The sequence below is a fragment of the Sphingomonas sp. AC522 genome (genome assembly GCF_979258125.1).
In genome coordinates this window covers 1099614-1120697 of sequence record NZ_OZ409836.1, presented here as the reverse complement: position 1 = coordinate 1120697, position 21084 = coordinate 1099614, and the positions used below count along the sequence as shown (strand labels likewise).

Annotated in this window: 22 protein-coding genes; 8 read left to right on the top strand and 14 right to left on the bottom strand. The window is 64.8% G+C overall.

Annotated features, from left to right (window positions below):
* Positions 1 to 11: 11 nt before the first annotated feature.
* Complete coding sequence (locus ACZZZM_RS05730; RefSeq protein ID WP_463594142.1) at positions 12 to 413, bottom strand: EVE domain-containing protein; 402 nt, start codon at positions 411 to 413, stop codon at positions 12 to 14.
* Positions 414 to 562: 149 nt separating this feature from the next.
* Here ACZZZM_RS05730 and ACZZZM_RS05725 point away from each other — a divergent pair, with 149 nt between their 5' ends.
* The 3 genes from ACZZZM_RS05725 to ACZZZM_RS05715 all read left to right on the top strand — a co-directional run bounded on the left by ACZZZM_RS05725 (position 563) and on the right by ACZZZM_RS05715 (position 2927).
* Positions 563 to 910 (top strand): hypothetical protein, encoded by a 348-nt coding sequence (locus ACZZZM_RS05725; protein ID WP_463594141.1) that lies wholly within the window; start codon positions 563 to 565, stop codon positions 908 to 910.
* Between the two features lie 93 nt (positions 911 to 1003).
* Positions 1004 to 1276 carry a DUF3297 family protein gene (locus ACZZZM_RS05720; RefSeq protein WP_463594140.1) on the top strand — a complete coding sequence of 91 codons (273 nt, stop codon included), beginning with the start codon at positions 1004 to 1006 and terminating at the stop codon, positions 1274 to 1276.
* A 61-nt stretch (positions 1277 to 1337) separates the two neighbouring features.
* Positions 1338 to 2927, top strand: coding sequence for a serine hydrolase (locus ACZZZM_RS05715; RefSeq protein WP_463594139.1), 1590 nt, complete (start codon positions 1338 to 1340; stop codon positions 2925 to 2927).
* Positions 2928 to 3086: 159 nt separating this feature from the next.
* Here the strand turns inward: ACZZZM_RS05715 and ACZZZM_RS05710 are convergent, their stop codons facing one another.
* The 3 genes from ACZZZM_RS05710 to ACZZZM_RS05700 form a co-directional block, all read right to left on the bottom strand.
* Entirely contained in the window at positions 3087 to 3848 is a 762-nt protein-coding gene (locus ACZZZM_RS05710; protein ID WP_463594138.1) for an isocitrate lyase/PEP mutase family protein, read from the bottom strand.
* A gap of 161 nt (positions 3849 to 4009) precedes the next feature.
* The gene (locus ACZZZM_RS05705) at positions 4010 to 4813 is read right to left on the bottom strand and encodes a LytR/AlgR family response regulator transcription factor (RefSeq protein ID WP_463594137.1); all 804 of its coding nucleotides are present in this window, start codon (positions 4811 to 4813) and stop codon (positions 4010 to 4012) included.
* The gene (locus ACZZZM_RS05700) at positions 4810 to 5919 is read right to left on the bottom strand and encodes a sensor histidine kinase (protein ID WP_463596389.1); all 1110 of its coding nucleotides are present in this window, start codon (positions 5917 to 5919) and stop codon (positions 4810 to 4812) included. Before ACZZZM_RS05700 ends, ACZZZM_RS05705 begins: the two co-directional genes overlap by 4 nt.
* 240 nt (positions 5920 to 6159) lie before the next feature.
* Here ACZZZM_RS05700 and ACZZZM_RS05695 point away from each other — a divergent pair, with 240 nt between their 5' ends.
* Positions 6160 to 6747, top strand: coding sequence for an HD domain-containing protein (locus ACZZZM_RS05695; RefSeq protein WP_463594136.1), 588 nt, complete (start codon positions 6160 to 6162; stop codon positions 6745 to 6747).
* Between the two features lie 211 nt (positions 6748 to 6958).
* On the opposite strand, the gene ACZZZM_RS05690 is transcribed toward ACZZZM_RS05695, so the two are convergent.
* Positions 6959 to 9640: a TonB-dependent receptor gene (locus tag ACZZZM_RS05690; RefSeq protein WP_463594135.1), complete on the bottom strand. Its 2682-nt coding sequence runs from the start codon at positions 9638 to 9640 to the stop codon at positions 6959 to 6961.
* Between the two features lie 173 nt (positions 9641 to 9813).
* Positions 9814 to 11898: an NAD-dependent DNA ligase LigA gene (ligA, locus tag ACZZZM_RS05685; protein WP_463594134.1), complete on the bottom strand. Its 2085-nt coding sequence runs from the start codon at positions 11896 to 11898 to the stop codon at positions 9814 to 9816.
* A gap of 74 nt (positions 11899 to 11972) precedes the next feature.
* Here ligA and ACZZZM_RS05680 point away from each other — a divergent pair, with 74 nt between their 5' ends.
* From ACZZZM_RS05680 to ACZZZM_RS05665, 4 genes are all read left to right on the top strand, one after another.
* Positions 11973 to 13163, top strand: coding sequence for an MBL fold metallo-hydrolase (locus ACZZZM_RS05680; RefSeq protein WP_463594133.1), 1191 nt, complete (start codon positions 11973 to 11975; stop codon positions 13161 to 13163).
* A 94-nt stretch (positions 13164 to 13257) separates the two neighbouring features.
* Complete coding sequence (locus tag ACZZZM_RS05675) at positions 13258 to 13725, top strand: hypothetical protein (RefSeq protein WP_463594132.1); 468 nt, start codon at positions 13258 to 13260, stop codon at positions 13723 to 13725.
* Positions 13726 to 13800: 75 nt separating this feature from the next.
* Positions 13801 to 14802 (top strand): isoaspartyl peptidase/L-asparaginase family protein, encoded by a 1002-nt coding sequence (locus tag ACZZZM_RS05670; protein ID WP_463594131.1) that lies wholly within the window; start codon positions 13801 to 13803, stop codon positions 14800 to 14802.
* Positions 14799 to 15641 (top strand): S1/P1 nuclease, encoded by an 843-nt coding sequence (locus ACZZZM_RS05665; protein WP_463594130.1) that lies wholly within the window; start codon positions 14799 to 14801, stop codon positions 15639 to 15641. Before ACZZZM_RS05670 ends, ACZZZM_RS05665 begins: the two co-directional genes overlap by 4 nt.
* Here the strand turns inward: ACZZZM_RS05665 and ACZZZM_RS05660 are convergent.
* From ACZZZM_RS05660 to tolQ, 8 genes are all read right to left on the bottom strand, one after another.
* On the bottom strand, positions 15638 to 15913 hold the full coding sequence (locus tag ACZZZM_RS05660; protein ID WP_463594129.1) for a hypothetical protein: 276 nt from the start codon (positions 15911 to 15913) through the stop codon (positions 15638 to 15640). The two genes, ACZZZM_RS05665 and ACZZZM_RS05660, sit on opposite strands and share 4 nt — an antisense overlap.
* A complete protein-coding gene (locus tag ACZZZM_RS05655) occupies positions 15910 to 16125 on the bottom strand; it encodes a type II toxin-antitoxin system antitoxin (protein ID WP_463594128.1) in 216 nt (71 codons plus the stop codon). Before ACZZZM_RS05655 ends, ACZZZM_RS05660 begins: the two co-directional genes overlap by 4 nt.
* Positions 16126 to 16135: 10 nt before the next feature.
* Entirely contained in the window at positions 16136 to 17041 is a 906-nt protein-coding gene (locus ACZZZM_RS05650; protein WP_463594127.1) for an SPFH domain-containing protein, read from the bottom strand.
* A gap of 144 nt (positions 17042 to 17185) precedes the next feature.
* Complete coding sequence (pal, locus tag ACZZZM_RS05645; protein ID WP_463594126.1) at positions 17186 to 17692, bottom strand: peptidoglycan-associated lipoprotein Pal; 507 nt, start codon at positions 17690 to 17692, stop codon at positions 17186 to 17188.
* Between the two features lie 68 nt (positions 17693 to 17760).
* Positions 17761 to 19140 (bottom strand): Tol-Pal system beta propeller repeat protein TolB, encoded by a 1380-nt coding sequence (gene tolB / locus ACZZZM_RS05640; RefSeq protein ID WP_463596388.1) that lies wholly within the window; start codon positions 19138 to 19140, stop codon positions 17761 to 17763.
* Between the two features lie 11 nt (positions 19141 to 19151).
* Positions 19152 to 19946, bottom strand: a complete 795-nt coding sequence (locus ACZZZM_RS05635) for a TonB C-terminal domain-containing protein (protein WP_463594125.1) — start codon at positions 19944 to 19946, stop codon at positions 19152 to 19154.
* The gene (gene tolR / locus ACZZZM_RS05630; RefSeq protein WP_463594124.1) at positions 19946 to 20386 is read right to left on the bottom strand and encodes a protein TolR; all 441 of its coding nucleotides are present in this window, start codon (positions 20384 to 20386) and stop codon (positions 19946 to 19948) included. Before tolR ends, ACZZZM_RS05635 begins: the two co-directional genes overlap by 1 nt.
* A gap of 3 nt (positions 20387 to 20389) precedes the next feature.
* A complete protein-coding gene (tolQ, locus tag ACZZZM_RS05625) occupies positions 20390 to 21079 on the bottom strand; it encodes a protein TolQ (RefSeq protein ID WP_463594123.1) in 690 nt (229 codons plus the stop codon).
* Between the last annotated feature and the right edge of the window lie 5 nt (positions 21080 to 21084).

The following is a 21084-nucleotide window of genomic DNA, read 5'->3' as shown; positions in this document are numbered from 1 at the left end:
GCGGCTTGCGCTCAATGCCCTGCCATCTCGAGCAGCACCTTCCACTCGGCCTCGCGCACTGGCGTGACCGACAGACGCGACTGACGGAGCACTTCGATCTCGGCGAGCCGCTTCTCGGCCTTGATCTCAGCCAGCGGAACGGGCTTTTTGAGCTTCTCGACCGGCTTGACTGCGACGCTCGCCCATTTCCCGTCGTCGCCATCGGGCTGCCAGGCGCGGGTGATCTCCATGATGCCGACCGCGGCCTTTTCGGTGTTCGAATGGTAGAAGATCGCTTGGTCGCCCGGCTGCATTTCCTTGAGGAAATTGCGGGCGGTGTAGTTGCGCACGCCGTTCCATTCGGTGCCGCCGTCGCGGATCAGATCGTCCCAGCCATAGGCATCGGGTTCGGAGCGGAGGAGCCAATATCGCATGGCGCGCATGTTTACCGATCTGGACCGCGCATTAACACCCGGTTCCGCACGGGTTCAGGCGGGATTTACTACAAACGCATCCTCAGCCCGCGACTCGCGTTATGCATATGTCGGGTCAGGGCGCGAGGTTTGAATGAGGAGGAATTGTCATGGCCAATCTGATCAAGAAGGCGGTTCTCGGCGTCACGCTTGGCGCGAGCGTGCTCGTCGCCGTTGCTCCTACTGCTGAGGCGCAACGCTATCGCCGTCACCATCGTGACGATGGCGGCGCTGCCGTCGTCGCCGGCATTGCCGGCCTCGCCATCGGCGCGGCGCTCGCCAGCGACAGCCGCTACGATTACGATCGCCGCTATTATCGCGAACGCGGTTATTATCCGACCGACGGCTATTATTACCGCGAGAATTATCGCCGTCATCGCGGCTACAACAACTGCACCGTTCGCCGCCAGTACGACCCGTATCTGGGCCGCAGCGTGCGGGTCCGCTACTGCCGCTAAGGCGTAGCGCCGGACAAGAGGATGGGGCGCGGAGCGTAAAGCTTCGCGCCCCTTCTGCTTGAATGAACCGGCGAATGGCGGCAAAGGGCGGCGATGAGCGACACTCCTCCCGACCGGCTCTCGGTCAACCAGAACAGCCCCCATTTCGACCAGCCGACGCTGGAGCGCGGAATCGGCATCCGCTTCAAGGGCGTAGAGCGCCGCGACGTGGAGGAATATTCGATCTCGGAAGGCTGGATCAAGGTTGCGCTCGGCAACAAGGTCGATCGCCGCGGCCAGCCGCTGACGATCACCCTCAAGGGCCCGGTCGAGGCATGGTTCGAGCGACCGGCTGAGGACGAGGCCGAAGCGACCGAAGCCGAATAAGGCTGCTTGCCCGCGCGCGAAACGCGGCTAGGTTCTCCGTCACTTAGCGGGGAGATCGATGATGAGCGGGCTGCAATTCAATCGGCGTCAGGCGCTGGCGCTGTCGATAAGCGGGCTTGTCACGGCCGGCCTGCCGCGCATGGCCTTTGCCGCGGAACAGGCTGCCGATCCGGCCATCGACGATATTGTCGCGCGCTTCATGGCTGCGTTCGACACCCCGGGGATCGGGGTGGCGGTGATCCGTCCCGGCAAGCCGACCTATCTCAAAGGCTATGGCGTGCTGACCCTTGGCAAGCCGGCGCGGGTGGACGAGCATAGCCGCTTCGGGATCGCCTCCAACAGCAAGAGCTTCACCGCCGCGGCGCTCGCCTTGCTGGTCGAGGAGGGCAAGGTCGCCTGGGACGAGCCGGTCACCAAATATATCCCCGAATTCAAGATGCACGATCCGCGCGTTACCGAGCTGATGACGGTACGCGACCTGCTCGTCCATAATAGCGGGCTGGCGCTGGGTGCAGGGGATCTGATGCAGTTTCCGGCGAGCGATCGTCCCGCCAGCGAGGCGCTCAAGGCACTGCCCTTCCTCGCCGCCGAGCGCGGTTTCCGCACCGGCTATGCCTATGACAACATCCTCTATGTCGTGGCTGGGCTGGTGATCGAGCGGGTCTCGGGCAAGAGCTGGGCGGAGTTTGTCAGCGCAAGGCTGCTCGCGCCGTTGGGGATGAGCGACGCGGTGCCGGCACTACGCTTCCTCAAGGGCAGCAATGTCGTCGGGCGGCATGCCCGGCTCGGGCCGCCCGTGCGGGGCATGGGCAAGATGGAAGTGATCCCGCCCGACGAAGGCCCAATGACCGACGCGGCCGGGGGCATCAACGCCAGCGTAAGCGACATCGCCAAGTGGCTCGAAGTGCAGATGGCAGGCGGCAAGCTTCCCGACGGACGGGCGCTGTGGAGCCCGGCCCAGGCGGCGGAGATGTGGAAGCCGCAGACGATCGTCGCTTCCTCCAACGGCCCGAGCGACACCTGGCCGGCGCGCGGCGTGACGCAGACCTATGCGCTCGGCTGGTTCGTTCAGGATTATCGCGGCGAACGGCTGATCCACCATTCGGGCGGGCTTTCGGGGCAAGTGACCCAGACAGCTATGCTGCCCGGCCGCAAGGCGGCGGTCGCAGTGTTCTCCAACACCGAGGACGGCGTTTCCAGCGGCATCCGCAATGCGCTGCTCGATTTGTGCGTGGGCGCGCCCGCCTTCGACTGGGTGGCGGCGATGCAGGCGCGCGTGAAAGCCGGCAACGACGCCGCGCTCAAGGAATTGGGGGGCGGCACCGATACCCCGCCTGCAGGCGGCCCCAGCCTGCCGCTCGATGCCTATGCCGGGCGCTACCGCGATCCCTGGTATGGCGACGTGGTCGTCAGCAAGCGCGGCAAGGGGCTGCACATCGATTTCTTGCCTACCGCGGTGTTCAAGAGCGCGCTCGAGCCTTGGGGGCCGGATACTTTCCGCACGCGCTTCCCCAAGGGGGCGGGCGAGGATGCATTGGTCAAGTTCGCAATTGCCGACGGCAAGATCACAGGCGTCAGCATGAAGGCGCTCTCGCCGCTGGCTGACTTCAGCTACGATTTCCAGCATCTGGCGTTCGTGCCGGTGCGATAAGCTGGCGCGAATCTTCCCAATGTTCGCACTGCCCATGGGGGTCAGGGCGGCGCCGCAAACCGGGAGTGAATCGACGAATTGAAAGAGCGGGCCGGCGTGCCGACCGCCCTGGTCAAGCAGGCGAAATCCTACATTGCAAGCTTCGTCTGAGGTTCGGCGCTAGGCAGAGAATGCCGCCCGCGCCGCATCCTCGAATGCCTTGAGCGCCGCCATGTGCGGGAAGGGGCCGTGGCTGATCCGGGCCACGCCGGTTGCCGCCACGGCCTTGGCATCGGGAGCGCCGGGAAAGGCCATGAAATTGACCGGCAACGGCACTGCATTGCAAACCTTCTCGAGCAGGCGGAGATCGGCGAGGCCGGGGACGAAGAAGCCGTGCGCGCCGGCAGCGGCATAGGCCTTGCCGCGTTCGATCGCCGCTTCCGCCATGGCATCGTCATGCGTGTCCGGCTTGGCGATCAGGAACAGATCGGTGCGCGCGTTGAGGAAGAAGTTGGGCACCCAGCTGGCGATGGCGGCGATCCGCGCGGCCTGATCGGCGATGCCGTGCATCGTGCGGCCTGGAGTGCCGTTGGTGGCGACGATCTGGTCCTCGAGATTGCAGCCGATCGCGCCCGTTGCCGCCAGCGCCGCGACATTGGAGGCAGTCTGGGCAGGGTCGGTCGAATAGCCGCCTTCGAAGTCGATGCTGACCGGCAGGCTGGTCGCGCCGACGACACGCTCGGCATTGGCGAGCGCGAGATCGAGCGGCAGCGCTTCGGCATCGCTATAGCCATGCGCGGTGGAGACCGAAGCGCTGCCGGTGGCGATTGCTTTGGCCCCTGCCCGCTCGGCCGCCTTGGTGCTGCCGGCGTCCCAGACGTTGAACAGGATTACGGGCGCGCCGGCGATGTGGAGTCCGGCGAAGGTTTCGAACTTGGTCACAAGCGGGCTCCGACATTACGTTCTCGTAATGTTCTGATCTCCCGTGATCCATCTCGCAAGTCTTTTTCGTCTTCCGCGCGAACGCGGGGATCCCGCTTCCTGACCCCGCACTTGTAGGAAGAAGAAGCGGGATCCTGGCTCAAGGCCGGGAAGACGATAGGTTAGTGGACGAACCTCGCGACCACGTCACGGTAAGAGCGTGACACTTTCACGCTGGCGCCCGAATCGAGTACCAGGAAGCATTCGCCGTTGGTGTGCGGCTTGACCTGTTTGACCAGATCGAGATTGACGATCGTCGAACGATGCACGCGCTGGAAGCGCCGCGGATCGAGGCGCTTTTCCAAGTCCTTCATCGTCTCGCGCAGGATCAGAGTGTTGTCGCCGGTATAGATGCACATATAATCGCCGGCTGCATCGATGCGCTCGATCGTGTCGACATCGACGCGGAAGATCTGGCCGCGATCCTTGATGTTGATGAGCTTCTCGAAGCGGTTCGAGGCCATCTCGCCGCCATCGGCTCCGGCCATGTCATCGACTGCGTCGGGCGCGACTTCGGCCAGCACTTCCTTGAGGCGATCAACTTCCTCGACGCCGCGCTTTTCGGTCAGGCGCTGGCGGACGCGATCGAGCGTGTCGGCGAGGCGCGACGGCTCGACCGGCTTCATCAGATAATCCATCGCCTGCGCTTCGAAGGCGCGGATGGCGTGATCCGAATAAGCGGTGACGAACACGAACAGTGGCGGTTCGACTTCCATCAGCCCCTGGACGACCGAGAAGCCATCGAATCCGGGCATCTGGATATCGAGGAAGACCAGGTCGGGCTTGTGCGTCTTGATGCTGCGGATCGCCTCGCGGCCGTTCGAGCATTTGTCGATGATCTCGACGTCTTCATGTTCCTGGAGGCGGAGTTCCAGCCCCTGGATAGCCAGTGGCTCGTCGTCCACCAGGATGGTTCGAATGGTCATGCGGCCTCTCGGTTCGGTTCCTCGATCTGGAACGGTATCTCGATTTCAACGCTGAACCCCTGCCCCGGGTTCGACTGGGAGTCGAAACGGTGGTCAGCCCCGAAGGACTGCGCCAGCCGCTCCTTTATATTGGCGAGCCCCACGCCGGTTGAAAGGGTCGGCCTCGGTTGGCGTTCGATCAATCCGGGTCCGGTGTCGGATACGCTGATCTGCACCCGTTCTCCGGCGAGCCGAGCCGAAACCGTAATATCGGCGCCCTCTTCCTGCGGCGTCACGGCATATTTGATGGCGTTTTCGACCAGTGGCTGGAGCAGCAAGGATGGCAAACGCGCCTTGGCGACCCGCGGATCGATATCGAAATGGGGGCGCAGGCGCTCGTCGAAGCGCATCTTCTCGATCTCGAGATAGAGCTGGAGCGTCTCGACTTCCTGCGCGAGCGTGACGTGCGCCGTGGGCTCATTCGCCAACGTATAGCGCAGGAACGAACTCAACCGGCTCAGCATCACGTTCGCCCGCTCGGTCTGCTTGAGCAGCACCAGCGTCGAGATCGAATTGAGCGTGTTGAACAGGAAATGCGGATTGAGCTGATAGCGCAGCATTGCAAGTTGGGCGTGGCTCGCCTGGCTCTCCAGCGCCTGCATCTGATCGATCTGCTGCTCGACGATCAGATAGAAATTGATGCCGAAATAGAGCGCCGACCAGCCGGCCAGCACCGTGAAATTGAGGAATACCGTGCCGGCGATCAGCGCCAGCGAGATGCCGGGCGCGACACCTTTGACGAAACTATAGGTGAAGGCATCGAGCACCGCATAGATCACCGTCGCGGCGGCGAGCGTCGCCAGCGTCAGCAGGATTCCCCTGATCCGCGGGAGACGACGGTAATAGCCGTACAGCGTCGAGAGCAGGAGCGTCAGGCAATAGCCGACGATCGATTCGATGATCGCGGCGATGACGCCTTCGACCGAGAGGCCGTTCGAGATCGAGGAGACGGTGCGAAGCAGCAGATAGCCGCTCCAGCCGATCGCCTGGAGCATCCAGAAAGCGCGCGCCTTGTCTTCGAAGAACGGGCGCGAGAGCAAACCGGGATCGGGAATCGGGGCCGGCATCAGGCGGCGCGCGGGACGGACTGGATTGGCCACGCGGCCCCTCTAACAGAGGAGGCTTGGCGGGGCAAAGGAGAGGCCGTACCCGGCTGTGTCCCCAAATCACTCGGCATCGTCACCCCGGACTTGTTCCGGGGTCCAGCGTGCGGCAGTCTTTGTCCAAAGAGGCTCACAGGCCATCGCGTGCGGCGTGGTGGATGCCGGAACAAGTCCGGCATGACAGGAGGGGCCGGGAGAGGCTTGATGCAGGACAGCAGCGCGCGCGCGAAATTCACCGCGATGGCGGAGGGTACGCAGGAAGATTGGAACCTGATCGGCGGCCAGTTCATGGGCTATGCGCAGGGCCTGGCCGACCGCGTGCTCACCCATCTGAGACTGCTCGACGGCGATTTCGGCGGCTTTCCGATCGATCGCCTCCAGCATTCGCTCCAGACCGCAACCCGGGCGCACCGCGACGGCCGCAGCGAGGATTATGTCGTGATGGCGCTGCTCCATGACATTGGCGACACGCTGGGCAGCTATAACCATCCGGATATCGCCGCAGCGATCCTCAGACCGTTTGTCAGCGAGGAGTTGCACTGGATCTGCGAGAAGCATGGCGCCTTCCAGGGCTATTATTTCTTCCACTATCTCGGGCTCGATCGCGACGCGCGCGAGGCATTTCGCGGGCATAGGTATTTCGAGGCATGCGCGGAGTTCTGCGCGAAATACGATCAGGCGGCGTTCGACCCGGCTTATCAAAGCGAGCCGCTCGAATATTTCGAGCCGATGCTGCGCCGCATCTTCGCGCGACCGGTCAACTCGATCTACGCCAAGGCCAAGGCGGCCTAGCGCACCAGAATCCGTATTCTGTGTCGCCCCGGCCCTGTGCCGGGGCCACTCATCCGCGAGCAAGTCGCACGAGGCTTTGCAATTCGTCTAGTTGCCAGCTGGGCCCCGGCACGAGGCCGGGGTGACGGCAGTAGGGCGAGGATACCCCACAAACGAAAACCGCCGCCCCATCGCTGGGGCGGCGGCTTCGTTTCTGGCGATGGCGTAGGGGTTAGAAGCCTACGACCAGTGCCGCAGTCACAGCGCGCGGGACGCCGAACTGGACGAAGGGGACGGCGAAGCGGTTGCTCGAACCGCCGAAGCCGCCAACGTAGCTCTCATCGAAGAGGTTGCTGACGTTGAACTGCAGGTAAGTACGGTCAGCACCCCACTGCGCCATGTTGATGCGGATATCGAGATCCACCAAGTCATAAGCCGGAGCCGAAGCGCCATAGACCGTGGTGAGCGTGCCAGCCGTGAAGGCCGTGCCCGACGCCGCTGCGCAGAAGGTGCCGCGCTGGACCGAACCATTGGCGGTTCCGGCAGCGTTGAAGCACTGCTGAACCGGCAGGTTCTCGTCGTTCACATAGCGCTTGCCGGTGCGCTTGTACTGGATGCCGAAATCGACGGGACCCAGGCTCGCCTGTGCGCGGGCACCGAAGGTGTAGACCGGTGCACCGGCCTCACGCTTGCCGCCGGTCGCATAATAGACGGGCACGTTCGGCGTGGCGACATTGTTGTCGGTGTTGAAGTTGCCGATCAGCAGGTCGTCCTTGATCTCCGAGCTCAGATACGAACCGAAGACGTAGATCAGCGTGTTCGAAGTCGGGCGATAGGCGATGCTGCCGTCGATGCCCCACTTGGTCACGTCACCCAGGTTGCGCGTGATCGTCTGGTCGAGCTCGGGGTCATAGGCCGTCGCGATGCGGTTCTTATAGCCGGTGTACCAGCCCGCGATCTGCGCGGTCAGCTTGCCCGAACGATAGCGGAAGCCGGCGTCGAAGCTGTCCGTGCTCTCTGCTTCCGGACGCGCCTGATCGGCCGAGGTCGGATAGTAGAAAGCGTTGTACAGGATATCGGTGCCGGGGACCGAAATGCCCTTCGAGTAGCTGGCGAAGGCCGACAGGTTGCTCGTCAGGTCGTAGGTCAGGCCGAGGCTCGGCAGCGCCTTGTTATATTTGTAGACGCGCTTCTGTGGGGCCGCAAAGCCGGTCACGACGCTCGTGGTCGTGTTGAAGCTGTACGGATTGGCAGCGGCATAGGCAGCGACCTGGCCCGAATTGACGCAATCCAGGAAGCCGCTGGCCGAGGTGGTGAAGCAGTAGTTGGTCAGGTCGCGGGTGAAAAACTTGCCCGTGACGCCGAGCACCACGGTGAGGTCACCGAAGATGCCGCGATATTCGCCGAACACCTGCTGCAGCTCGGCATAAGACAGACGATTGCGCTTCTGGCTCGACTGGCCGGTCGAATCCAGGATCGGCTCGTTGACCGGGAACACGTCATAAGGCTCGCCATTCATCTGGACGAAGCCCAGCTCGCCGGTCTGACGGTGACGGCCGCGATCGAACGTGTAGCCCGCGCGGATACGGTGATGCTCGTTGAGCTCATAGGCCAGCGTGGCGTTGACGACATAGCGGCGCGTTTGCGTCTGGCTCGGGGCGACGACAGTCACCTGATCGAGCGTATCACCGTCACCGTTGAGGTCGCGGCCAACATAATAGTTGTTGCCCGAGAAGCCGAGGAAGTTGGTGGTCACGCCCGCGGTAGTGATCGGACGCGACTGCTCGCGTGCCGTGACGGTGCCGCCGCCATTGGCCTTCACATACTGGAAGCTCGGATCGACGAACAGCGTCAGGCCTTCGGCCAGCGTGAAGCGCGAGCTGCCGCGGATGTTGCCAGTGTTCGACGGATTGTAGCGACGGTCGAACTCGGTGCCGCAGGTGTTGGTCACGTCGGCAACGCCGGCCTGCGGCGTATCGGTGAGGCACGGATAGTTGATCGTGTAGAAGCGCTCGGTGCCGGTGCCGGGGAAACGGTTGCTCGAGGCAGTGCCGGCCGGACGCACAACCGTGCTGTTCGGGAACGCGGTCCGGTCGGTACGCAGCGGGCCCGAGCCGAAGAAGTTGTTGCGGTTGATGTTGTAGTGGCCGGCAATGGCGACATAATCGCCGTTACCACCGAGCTCCTGATAGATGCGGCCGTTGAACTGCGTCTTGGTGAGCTTGCCGTAATTGTTGAACGGATTGCGCGCATCGACCTGCGAGGCAGAGAAGAAGGCGCGCGTGCCGATGCCGGTGAAATCGCCGGTATCGACCATGCCGAAGATGCGGAACAGCGGACGGTTGCCCGAGCCCTTGGCGACATAGTCACCATAGAGGCCGCTCAGCATGACGTGGAATTCTTCGGTCGGCACGCGGGTACGGATGTTAACCGTGCCGCCCGATGCCGATGCCGTCGGGCTGTCGACGTCGGTCGAGCCGAGGCTGACGCTGATCGAATCGAGCGTTTCGGGATCCTGCTGCTGGTTCGAATAGATCGCGTAGTTGCCGGTGTCGTTCAGCGGAATGCCGTCGATCGTCTGCGAGATACGCGTCGAGTCGAAGCCGCGGATGCTGAACGTGCCGCCGGCAGCGCCGGTCGCATCGTTATTCTGGAAGCTGACGCCCGGCGACATGTTGATGATGTCGTTGACGGTCTGGCCAGGACGCTGGCGCTGAATCATTTCGGAGGTAAGCACGACGCGCGACTTCGGCGTGTCAGGAAGCTCGACGCCGCCCACATCGCGAGCGCTGACGCCCGTGACGACGACTTCTTCGCCTTCTTCGAATTCGGCCGATCCGCTCGACTGCGCGAAGGCGCTCGCCGGAATCATCAGCGCGGCAAAAGCCACGCCTGCAAAAAACTTAGTGCGCATTTGGTAGTCCCCTTAGGTGCTCTGGTGCACTGGATCACGCGGTGCGGTTCACCGTCGTCGCCGCCCATGGAACTGCTTTATGGCTACGCGATGACAGGTCAATCGGAGTCGCTGTGGAACGTGTTGTTAACCTGTGATTCACATTTGTTGCGTTGCAAAAAAGCGACACCGGTTCAGCCCTGAGCGGCGGCCACGATATTGGCCCAATCCCCTTCAGAAATAACGGGAATTCCGAGTTCGGCGGCCTTTTTGAGTTTCGAGCCGGCGCCCGGGCCGGCAATCACCAGATTCGTCTTTGCGGAGACCGATCCAGCGACTCGCGCGCCCAGCGACTCGGCCTGCGCCTTGGCTTCGTCGCGGCTCAGCGACTCCAGGCTGCCGGTGAAAACGAGCGTGAAGCCGGTGACTTCGGACTGGCGCGCCTCGACCAAGAACGGCGGGGGCGAAACCTCTGCCAGCAGATCGTCCCATAAGGTCACATTGTGCGGCTCGTGGAAGAAGGCGCCGAGCGCGGCGACGACGATCGGCCCGACACCTTCGATCGTTGCGAACTGGACCAGCGCGTCAGGATCGCCGCGGTTCGCGGCTTCGGCCTCACCGCGAAGGACGTCGAGGGTGGAGAAACGCTTCATCAAGTCGCGCGAGGTGATCTGGCCGACATGGCGGATGCCGAGGCCGAACAGTAGACGCGCCGCATCGGGCGCGCGCTTGGCCTCGATCGCGGCGAGCAGCGCATCGACCGACTTTTCCTTCCAGCCCTCACGCCCGAGCAGTTCCTCGCGATGAGCGGCAAGGCGGAAGATGTCGGCGGGCTCGGCGATCCAGCCGAGATCGATGAATTCGACCAGAGTCTTCTCGCCTAGCCCCTCGATGTCGAGCGCACCGCGGCTGACGAAATGCTTGAGCCGCTCGATCCGCTGCGCTGGGCAGATCAGCCCGCCGGTGCACCGGACATCGACTTCGCCTTCCTCGGCAACGGCTTCCGAGTCGCAGCGCGGGCAATGGTCCGGGAAGGCATAAGCCGGGCGCTCTTCGTCGCGGGTGAGATTCTCGACGATTTGCGGAATGACGTCGCCGGCACGCTGGAGGATCACGCGGTCGCCGGGGCGGACGCCGAGGCGGGCGATCTCGTCGGCGTTGTGGAGCGTGGCGTTGGTGACGACGACTCCGCCGACGGTGACCGGCTCGAGGCGTGCGACGGGGGTCAGCTTGCCGGTGCGACCGACCTGGATGTCGATCGCCCGCAGCACGGTCTCGGCGCGCTCGGCGGGGAATTTATGCGCGATCGCCCAGCGCGGCGCGCGGCCGACAAAGCCCAGTCGCGCCTGCCAATCGAGCCGATCGAGCTTGTAGACGACGCCGTCGATATCGAACGGCAGATCGGCGCGCTGCTTTTCGATCTTGCGATATTGGGCGAGCGCTTCTTCCATGCCGCCGAGCGCCAGCAAATCCGAGACCGGAAAGCGCCAGGCCTTGATCCGTTGCATCGCGTCGAACTGGCCGCCCGAGGGCTCTTCGGGGGCTTCGCCCCAGCCCCAGGCGATGAATCTGAGCGGACGCGAGGCGGTGACCGACGCATCTTTCTGCCGCAGCGAGCCCGCCGCGGCGTTGCGCGGATTGGCGAACTGGCGGGCCTTTAGCGGGTCCCCGGCCTCGGTCGCCTCGGCGAGCAGCCGGGCATTGAGCGCTGCGAAATCGAGCTTGGCCATATAGACCTCGCCGCGCACCTCGAACACGTCCGGCGCGCCCGCGATCGTCGCGGGAATATCACCGATGGTGCGGACGTTCGCGGTGACATCCTCGCCGACTTGTCCATCGCCGCGCGTGAGTGCGCGAACCAAGACGCCTTTCTCGTAGCGAAGCGAGCAGGACAGGCCATCGATCTTGGGCTCGGCGGTGAGCGCAATCGGTTCGCTTTCGCCGAGGCTCAGGAAGCGGCGGACGCGGCTCAGAAAGTCGGTCACGTCCTCATCGGCAAAGGCATTGTCGAGACTGAACATCGGCCGGGCATGCGCGACCTTGGCGAGATGCCCGGCGGGCGCGGCGCCGACCAGCCTGGAGGGAGAATCGGCGCGGACAAGGTCGGGAAAGGCTGCCTCGATCGCGGCATTCAGGCGCACCAGCGCATCGTAATCTGCATCGCTGATCTCGGGCGCGTCCTCGGCGTGGTAGAGCCGGTTGTGACGCGCGATCTCTCCCGCGAGCTTCTCGAGTTCGGCGGCGGCGGTTTCGGGATTGTCGGGAAGCGGCGCGGTCATGCCAGCGGGACTAGGCCGGGGCCGGGCGGCTGATCAAGGCTTGATCGCCCGCCCGGCTGTAGCGACAAGGCGCGATGCGATTCGTCCGGGCCGGCGCGGCCATTCTGCTCTGGGCCGTGATTGCCTTCTGCCTGGCGCTCACCGTCATCCCGCATTTCCTCGACCGAATCTATTATCGCGGCCCGGCGAGCGCGCATTTCGACGGTGCGCATTTCTTCAATCCAGACGGCGATGACGATCGCATCAAGGCGGGGGTGCGCGCGGGCTTCCTGTGGAAGCAGATTTTCGGCGACCCCGAGCGCCCGGCATGGCCCGAGCGCGTTGCCGTCACGCCCTCCAAGCCGCCGGCACGGGTCGAGGGCGAGCAGATGCTCGCGACCTGGGTGGGGCATGCGACCATGCTCGTGCAGGCGGGCGGCGTGAACGTGCTGACCGATCCGGTGTGGAGCCGACATGCCGGGCCCTTTGGGTTCGGCCCGAAGCGCGTGACCGAGCCGGGGATCCGGTTCGAAGACCTTCCCCAGATCGACTTGGTGCTGATCAGCCACAACCATTACGACCATATGGATCTGGCGACGCTCAAGCGACTGTGGGAGCGCGATCATCCAGTGATCGTCACATCGCTCGGCAACGATGCGATCCTGCGCCGTGCGGGAATCGAAGCTGTGGCGCTCGACTGGGGGCAGATCTATTCGAGCGATCCCGGCTCTACGCCCTGCATCATCGGCGCGAATGGCTGTTTCGAAGTGGCGGTCACGCGCAACCATCATTGGGACAGCCGCTGGTTCCGGGATCGCAACCGGGCATTATGGTCGAGCTTCGTAGTGCGGCTGGCGGGCGGCAATTTCTTCTTCGCGGGCGATACCGGCTATGGCGACGGCAAATGGCCCGCAGAGGCCGCTGCTTTAGGGCCGATCCGGCTGGCGGCGATTCCGATCGGCGCATTCCGCTTCGAGGCGGGGCAGATGGCGAGCGGCAGCCATATCGGCCCGCGCGAGGCGATCCGCGTTTGGGACGGTTTGGGCCGGCCGCAGGCGATTCCGATCCATTGGGGTACCTTCCGGCTCTCTTGGGAAGGCCGGGACACGCCGCCTCAGATGCTCCGCGCGATGCTCGGCTGCGCGCAAGTCGACGCCCGCCGTTTCGCCGCGACCAGAATCGGACAGCCCATGGAAATTCCCGCGCTAGGCGCCGCGCCGCCCTCCCCCGATTTCACTGCGCTGGACGCGTGCGAGCACGCCGGGCGGTTAGCCGCCTTTCGCTGAGCGTATCAAAACGGCAAAAGCCCGCCGATTCGCGCCGTTGCGGCAAAATCCTGTTAGGCATATGTTTCCCTCAGGGGCTGGGGAGCTGCACAAAGTGAACGACCGCGCAATGCGCGCACCGCGCCGCTATGAAAGTTCGATCGACCGCGCCGGGCTTGCCCTCGGCGTGGGCAGTCTGCTGGCGGGCGGGATCGTGCTCGGGCTGCTGCTGCTGGGCGGGCAGCGCGATCCGCTGACGCTGGCCAGCGGCTGGATCATCGGCAGCCTCTTCGCCGGCATTGCGATCACTGCGGTGGGAGGACCGCTATGGCTGGTCATGCATGTCGCCGGGCTGCGCCGTGCGCGCCATGCCGCCCTGGTGGGCGCAGTCACGGCCATGGCGATCTTCGTCGGCGCGCAGACCTATGGCTTCGGACTGTTCGAGAAGCCGCCGATGGACAATAGCGCCTGGATCTATCGCTGGCTGAGCGCGCTGGCATCGAGCGCCATGCTGGCCGTGATCGCAGCGTGCATCGGGGCAGTGATGTGGCGCGTAGCCTATCGGCGGAGCCACGATTTTTAGCAGCCTTGGCCGCGGGCGGTAGCATGCGCGCGGGCATCTGCTAGGACGGCGCATCGCTTGTCCGCGGAGCCCCATATGCGACTCTTGCCGTTTCTGATCGGAGCCCTGCTGGTGCCGCTTTCGGCGCAGGCCCAGGGAGGGGCAGCGCAGAAGCCGCGCTGGACGCTCGTGATCCATGGCGGCGCCGGGATCATCGAGAAGGACACGGTCACGCCCGCGCAGGAAGCTGGCGTGCGCGCCGGACTCGAGGCGGCGCTGGCGGCTGGATCCAAGGTGCTCGATGGCGGCGGCGATGCGATGGATGCCGTGCAGGCCGCGGTGCAGGTGCTCGAGGACGATCCGCATTTCAATGCCGGGCGCGGCGCGGTGTTCACCTGGGAGGGCCGCAACGAGCTCGACGCCGCGATCATGGACGGCACGACGCGCAAGGCGGGCGCGGTGGCGGGCGCGACGACTACGCGGCATCCGATCGCACTGGCGCGCAAGGTGATGGAAGGCAGCCCGCACGTGATGCTTTCGGGCGCCGGCGCCGACCAGTTCGCCCGCGAGCAGGGGCTGGAGCAGGTCGAGAACATCTGGTTCGCGACACCCGAGCGCCGCAAGCAGCTTGAGCGGATGAAGACCAACGACAAGCTCAGCTGGTACGATGTCGATCGCAAATACGGCACCGTCGGCGCCGTCGCGCTGGACAGCAAAGGCCATGTCGCCGCGGCGACCTCCACCGGCGGGATGACGGGCAAGCGCTGGGGCCGGATCGGCGACGCGCCGATCATCGGCGCGGGCACTTATGCCGACGACCGCGCCTGTGCGGTCTCGGCGACCGGTGCGGGCGAATATTTCATCCGCGAAGGCGTGGCGCACGAGATCTGCGCGCGGGTTCGCTTCAAGGGCGAGAGCCTGAAGACGGCCGCGGATCTGGTGATGGCCGAAACCAAGGAACTGGGCGGAACGGGCGGCGTCATCGTCACCGGACCAAGCGGCGAGATGGCGTGGAGCTTCAATACGCCGGGCATGTATCGCGGCCGCGCATCGTCTAACGGCGAGCGCGTCGTGGCTTTCTATGGAGACGACAAGTGAAGCGTTTGCTGGTTATTTTCGCCGCCCTGATCGGCTTCGCATCGCCCGCCCAGGCCTATTGGGAATGGGGCCATGAGACGATCGCGGCGATCGCCTATCGCAACGTCACGCCCGAAGTCCGCGTTTCGATCGACCGGCTGCTCAGGAATGCGGCGCTGCTGGAAACGCAGGGCTGCCCGGCCAAGACAATCGAGCAGGCCAGCGTCTGGGCGGACTGCATCAAGACGCTCGGGCCGCGCTTCAGCTATGCCTATAACTGGCACTATCAGAACGTGAATATCTGCAAGCCGTTCGACGTCAAATCGAACTGCCCGGACGGCAATTGCGTCTCGGCGCAGATCGACCGCGACGTGAAATTGCTCAAGGATCGCGGCGTGCCGACCCGGGAGCGGATCATGGCGCTGGCGTTCCTGGTCCATTTCGTCGGCGATCTCCACCAGCCGCTGCATGCCGGCGACAAGGCCGATCTCGGCGGCAACCGGGCGCGTTCGAACTACGGCGTCTATTCGACCGAGAAGCTCAATCTCCACACGATCTGGGACGGTCTGCTCGCCGAGCGCGCGATCTCGACGCCGCCATCGATGGTGCGGCTCTATTCGAACGAGGAGCGCGGCGCGATGTCGGGTGGGACGACCGAGGATTGGAGCCGCGAGAACTGGCTGGTGGCGAAGGACTTTGCCTATGCCAGCGCGTTTGGCGGCGATGCTTGCGCGCCGACTGCGCCGGCACGCGGGTCGCTCAGTCCCGAGGCGATCGACAAGCTTGTGGAGCCGGCGCGGCAGCAAATCGTGCGCGGCGGGCTGCGGCTGGCGCGGCTTCTCGACGAGGCGCTGAGCTAGCGGCTATTGCCACGCCAGCGCCAGCGCCAATCGCCATCGGTCTTTGCCCAGCAGAGGCCGACAAAGATCAGGATCGCCGGCACCAGCAGGGTCAACCAGATTGGCGAGCGATGCTCGGCGGTATTGGCGATGAGCGCGGCGACGAGGACGAAGGCCAGCGTCGCCACCCAGCCCTGCCAGGTCACCGGGACGGCGCCGTAGCCGACTGCCTTGGGTGCGAACCAATAGCCGGGGCGGACGCTGTAGCGGCGGCGCAAATCGGCGAGCTTCATCCTTCATCTCCTGCATTCTTGGGCGGCCGGCCCCTTTTGGCGCGGACCGGATCGGCGAGCTTGACCCCCCGCTTGCCCAGCGCCTCGCGCAGCAGGCATTCAACCTGGGCATTGACGCTGCGCAGGTCGCTTGCCGCCGCGCGCTCGATTGCCGCGTAGAGCGCGGGATCGAGGCGCAGCGGGAACGCCTTTTTCTGCGGGGGCTGCGACACGGTTCAGGCCTTACTGATAGAGCGAGCCCGCATTGACCACCGGCTGGGTGTCGCGCTCGCCGCACAGCACCACCATCAGGTTCGAGACCATCGCGGCGCGGCGCTCGTCGTCGAGCTCGACCACGTTCTTGGCGCTGAGCTGGTCGAGTGCCATCTCGACCATGCCGACTGCGCCCTCGACCAGGGTCTGGCGCGCGGCGACCACGGCCTGGGCCTGCTGGCGGCGGAGCATCGCCCCGGCGATTTCCTGAGCATAAGCGAGATGCGTGAACCCGCATTCGTCGACGGTGATGCCCGCGACGGTCAGCCGGGCGATCAACTCGGCGCGCAATTCATTGCCGACCTGATCGTGATTGCCGCGCAGGGTGATCTCCTGATGCTCGAAATCGTCATAGGGGTAGCGCGAGCCGATCGTGCGCACCGCGGCTTCGATCTGGACGTTCACGAACGCCTTGTAATCGTCGACGTCGAACAGCGCCTGCGCGGTGTCGGTCACGCGCCACACCACCTGCGCCGCCATCTCGATCGGGTTGCCGCGCAGATCGTTGACCTTGATCCGCTCGGAAATGATGTTGTTGGCGCGCGCCGAGATCTTGCGCTTGCCCATCCAGGGCCAGGTCCAGCGCAGGCCGGTGGTGCGATCGGTGCCGCGATAGTCGCCGAACAGGGTGATCACCACAGCCTGGTTGGGCTGAAGCAAGTAGAAGCCGATGGCGACGAACAGGAAGACGAAGACCGCGGCGAAGAACCCGGCGACGATGAATCCGTCGGCCAGACGGTCGATCTGGCTGATCGCGGCGATGCCGATCGCCGGACCAAGCAGCATTACTAGCAGCATCCCATAGCCGCTGGCAGTGCTCGCCGGCCTTTCGCGGCTCTGGCTGAGCGCGTGGGTTGCGTAGCGGTCGTCGGTCATCATTGCCTCCCAATAATTATGATATCGTATTTATATCGATTCGGGAGGCTGTGCAAGAGGCATGAAAAAGCCGCCGGAGCGGTGCTCCAGCGGCCTTTTCAAACCCTAACCCCGTCTCTCCGCTTGCGGGGAGAGGGAAAAGGCCTAGCTGATGACGATGGTCACGGCGCGGCGGTTCTGGGCCCAGCTCGAATCGTCCGAACTCAGTGCGACCGGGCGTTCCTTGCCATAGCTGATCGTGTTGATCTGCATCGGCGAAATGCCGCGAGCTGCGAGATAGTTCTTGGCGGCGTTGGCGCGGCGATCGCCCAATGCGAGGTTATACTCGCGGGTGCCGCGCTCGTCGCAATGACCTTCGATGGTGATGCGCACGCCAGGATGCGCGGCGAGCCAGCGTGCCTGGCTGTCGAGGATCGCGCGCGCCTCGGGATCGATGTCATATTGGTCGAACGAGAAGTGGATCGTGTTGCTCGATACTTCGCGCTTGAACTGCTCGTTGAGCGCGCTCGACTGCTCCTCGCCCGAGCTGTTGTCGATCGGGCCGTTGTCCGTGATCGGGCCCGGGGGCACATCGGTGATGCGCTTCTTGGTGCAGCCCGCAGTAGCCACGAGCGCCAGGCCCAGCACCACGCTGGTCATCACTTTAGCCATGGTTCTTCCTCCATTTTTTTGAACTGTACCCGCTTAGGAGCACGAAATCACTCACCTGCGTAACAAGTTCAGGGGCGAATCGGTCCCCAACTGGGATCGGACCCATCCAGCGGGGTGGGAATCTTGCGCGCATTGACTCCCGTAAGATCGACCGACCAGAGATCCGGGCGGCCCGAACCCTGAGCCGCACGGAAGAACATGAGCACGCGGCCATTGGGCGACCAGGTCGGGGCTTCGTCGCCCCAGCTATCGGTGAGCAACTTCTCGCCCCCGCCGCTGGGCGACATCACGCCGATCCGGAAACCGCCGCCGGTGCGAGTGAAGGCGATCAAGTCGCCGCGCGGGCTCCAGCTCGGCGTGGCATAGCGGCCGCTGCCGAAGCTGATCCGGCGCTGGTTCGAGCCGTCCGCGTTCATGACATAAAGCTGCTGGGTGCCGCCGCGATCGCTTTCGAAGACAATCTTGCTGCCATCGGGCGAATAGCTGCCGCCGGTATCGATGCCGGGTGCGTTGGTCAGACGCTGCGGCGTTCCGCCTGATGCGGGGACGCGGTAGAGATCGGTGTTGCCCGCCACTGCCATCGAAAACAGCACGTCGCGGCCATTGGGCGAGAAGCGCGGCGCGAAGGTCAGGCTGGCATTGTCGACAAGCAGCCGCGTGGTCCGCTGGCCGATATCGTAGATGCGGATCGACGGCTTCTTGTTCTCATAGCTCATGAACACGATCTGGTTCTGGCTGGGCGAGAGCCGCGGCGTCAGCACGATCGACTGGCCGTTGGTCAGGAAGCGATGGCTGGCGCCGTCCTGATCCATGATCGCCAGCTGCTTGCGGCGGCGGTTCTTGGGGCCCTGTTCGGCGACATAGACGAGCTGGCTATCGAAATAGGGGCCCTCGCCCGTCAGCCGGGTATAGACCGCATCGGCGCATTTGTGCGCGGCGCGGCGCCAGTCGCCGGGCGAGACGACGAAGCCCTGGCGGACCAGTTCGGACTGGAGCGCGACGTCGTAGAGATAGCAGCCCACGGTGAGGGATCCGTTGCCGTTGGCGCGAACATATCCTTGGACCAGGGCCTGGGCCGAGCGGCCGCTCCAGCTCGCGTAATTCGGCGCGGTCACTTCGCTATAGCCGATGCCGCCCGCTTGGCCCGGGCCGAGCGTTTTGAACAGGCCGGTGTTGCGCAGATCGTCGTCGATCACCTTGGCGAGCTGGCGGCCCAGCTCGTCGGTCGGGCCGGCGGCAGTGGAGGCGACCTGCGCGGTGCTGAGCGCGGGGATGGCGATCACCATGTCCTGCGCCGCCTGGTTGGTCACATCGACACGCAGCACCGATTCCTGGTTTGGATCCTGAACGGCATCCTGCGGCAAGGTCAGCGGGGCTGCCGGCACGTCCTGCGCGTGCGCGACTGCGGTTGCGCTTGCCGCCAGCATGATCATAGCGCTGATTCGCATGGCCTTCATGTTCACAAACCCTCGTACAAAGTAGGTGCGATCGTCTTCCACGCTTCGTAAAATTGCGCGGGAAGCTTGAACGGTGCGGCGAGCTTGACTGCGCGGATCGCGCGCTCGCGGTGGAGCGCAGCTTGTGCGCGATTGCCAGCAGTCACGCCCGTCTGCGTGACGCGCGGCTCGCCCGCGATCGAGCCATCCTGGTTGAGCCGAACCTGCACCGTGGTGCGCAGCTGATCTGAATCCGCCCCGCTCGGCGGCGACCAGCGTGGCTTGATCTGACGGAGGATTTCCGCGGCGAGCGCCGACTTGACCTGCGGGCCGAGGGTCGCAGCGGGCGGCGTGGTCGATTTGCTCGCCGTAGGCTTGTCGGTCAGCCCGGCGACGATGCCGTCCAGGCGCCCGGTCGGCGCGGTGTTGCGCGCAGTCCTGGGCTTGGAGGGCGGCGCGGCGCTGGTCGGCTTGGCCGGCGGCTTGGGCACCGGCTTGGCGACCGGCGCGGGCGCAGGCTTGGGCGGCGCTGGCTGAGGCTTGGCCTCGGGCTGAGGCGGCTGCTCGACCGGTTCGGGCGGCGCGCTTTCGGGCTCGATCGGCGCTTCGACGGGCGAGAGCTTAGCGGCGGGCTCTTCCATCGTCGGATTAGGCGAGGTGCTTTCGAGCCCGACATCTTCGACCAGCGCGACTTCGATCGGCTGCGGCTTGATCTTGGGGGTGTCCGCATTGGCGAGGAAGCTGGCCGACAGCAAAGCGAACAGGCCGACATGCCCTGCGATCGCCAGTGTCAGCCCGAAGCCCTCGCCGCGGTCCATCAGGGGTTGCTCGCCGTGGTCGTGAGCAGCGACACGCGGTTGAGCCCGGCGCGGTTGAGCTCGCCCATCACTGCCATCGGCTTGCCATAAGCCAAGGTGGTATCGGCGCGCAGATAGATTTGCGGCGGCTTGCCGTCGGCGCCCGGTTTGGCGGCGATCTCGGCGAGGCGCGCGGGCAAGGCCGCATCGGTGACCTGCTCGTTATCGACGAAGATCTGGCCCTTTTCGTCGATCGAGATCTGGACCGGCTTCTGCTCCTGATCGAGCGCCTTGGCGCGCGTCTCGGGCAGGTTAACCGGCACGCCCGACGTCATCAGCGGCGCAGTGACCATGAAAATGATCAGCAGCACGAGCATGACATCGACCATCGGCGTGACGTTGATATCCGCCATCGGCTGGCGGCGGCCGCGGCCTTTGCCGGAGGGGAGGTGCATGGCCATGCTTTAGGCCTCCATCTCCAGGCGGCGGCTGAGCGTCGCGTGGAAGCCGTCGGCGAAGCGGTTGAGGCGTTGCTCGACGCGGTTGATGCCGTGCGAATAGCGATTGTAGCCGATCACTGCGGGGATCGCGGCAAAGAGCCCGATCGCAGTCGCGAACAGCGCCTCGGCGATGCCGGGCGCGACCACTGCGAGCGACGAGCTTTGCTCTTGGGCGATGCTGGTGAAACTGCGCATGATGCCCCAGACCGTGCCGAATAGGCCGACGAACGGCGCGACCGAGCCAACGGTGGCGAGGAAATTCAGGCGGTCGGCAAGCCGGTCGATCTCTTGCGCGATCGTTGCGCCCATAGCGGTGCCCAGCCGCTCGCGCGTGCCTTCGCGGTCGATCGTCTTGCCCGCTGTCGAGCGGCGCCATTCGGTGACACCGGCGGAGAATACGCGGCTGATCGGCTGGTCGCGGCCGGCGACGCGGCGGTGGAACTCGTCGATGTCGTCGGCCTCGCGATATTCGGCCTCGAACTTGTCGATCGCCTTCTTCACGCCGGAGATCTTGAAGCCGAAGCTCAGGATGATCGCCCAGGTCCACAGGCTTGCCAGCAGGAGGCCGGCCATCACGGCGCGCACGATCCAGTCGGCCTGGAGGAACAGGCCGATGGGAGACATGGTCGCGGCGTCGGTGCTCAGAAATTCCATGAGAC

Coding starts and splice junctions, on each gene's coding strand:
- ACZZZM_RS05730 (WP_463594142.1), bottom strand. CDS start 413: ATGCGATATTGGCTCCTCCGCTCCGAACCCGATGCCTATGGCTGGGAC.
- ACZZZM_RS05725 (WP_463594141.1), top strand. CDS start 563: ATGGCCAATCTGATCAAGAAGGCGGTTCTCGGCGTCACGCTTGGCGCG.
- ACZZZM_RS05720 (WP_463594140.1), top strand. CDS start 1,004: ATGAGCGACACTCCTCCCGACCGGCTCTCGGTCAACCAGAACAGCCCC.
- ACZZZM_RS05715 (WP_463594139.1), top strand. CDS start 1,338: ATGAGCGGGCTGCAATTCAATCGGCGTCAGGCGCTGGCGCTGTCGATA.
- ACZZZM_RS05705 (WP_463594137.1), bottom strand. CDS start 4,813: ATGACCATTCGAACCATCCTGGTGGACGACGAGCCACTGGCTATCCAG.
- ACZZZM_RS05700 (WP_463596389.1), bottom strand. CDS start 5,919: ATGCCGGCCCCGATTCCCGATCCCGGTTTGCTCTCGCGCCCGTTCTTC.
- ACZZZM_RS05695 (WP_463594136.1), top strand. CDS start 6,160: ATGCAGGACAGCAGCGCGCGCGCGAAATTCACCGCGATGGCGGAGGGT.
- ACZZZM_RS05690 (WP_463594135.1), bottom strand. CDS start 9,640: ATGCGCACTAAGTTTTTTGCAGGCGTGGCTTTTGCCGCGCTGATGATT.
- ligA (WP_463594134.1), bottom strand. CDS start 11,898: ATGACCGCGCCGCTTCCCGACAATCCCGAAACCGCCGCCGCCGAACTC.
- ACZZZM_RS05680 (WP_463594133.1), top strand. CDS start 11,973: ATGCGATTCGTCCGGGCCGGCGCGGCCATTCTGCTCTGGGCCGTGATT.
- ACZZZM_RS05670 (WP_463594131.1), top strand. CDS start 13,801: ATGCGACTCTTGCCGTTTCTGATCGGAGCCCTGCTGGTGCCGCTTTCG.
- ACZZZM_RS05660 (WP_463594129.1), bottom strand. CDS start 15,913: ATGAAGCTCGCCGATTTGCGCCGCCGCTACAGCGTCCGCCCCGGCTAT.
- ACZZZM_RS05650 (WP_463594127.1), bottom strand. CDS start 17,041: ATGACCGACGACCGCTACGCAACCCACGCGCTCAGCCAGAGCCGCGAA.
- pal (WP_463594126.1), bottom strand. CDS start 17,692: ATGGCTAAAGTGATGACCAGCGTGGTGCTGGGCCTGGCGCTCGTGGCT.
- tolB (WP_463596388.1), bottom strand. CDS start 19,140: ATGCGAATCAGCGCTATGATCATGCTGGCGGCAAGCGCAACCGCAGTC.
- ACZZZM_RS05635 (WP_463594125.1), bottom strand. CDS start 19,946: ATGGACCGCGGCGAGGGCTTCGGGCTGACACTGGCGATCGCAGGGCAT.
- tolR (WP_463594124.1), bottom strand. CDS start 20,386: ATGGCCATGCACCTCCCCTCCGGCAAAGGCCGCGGCCGCCGCCAGCCG.
- tolQ (WP_463594123.1), bottom strand. CDS start 21,079: ATGGAATTTCTGAGCACCGACGCCGCGACCATGTCTCCCATCGGCCTG.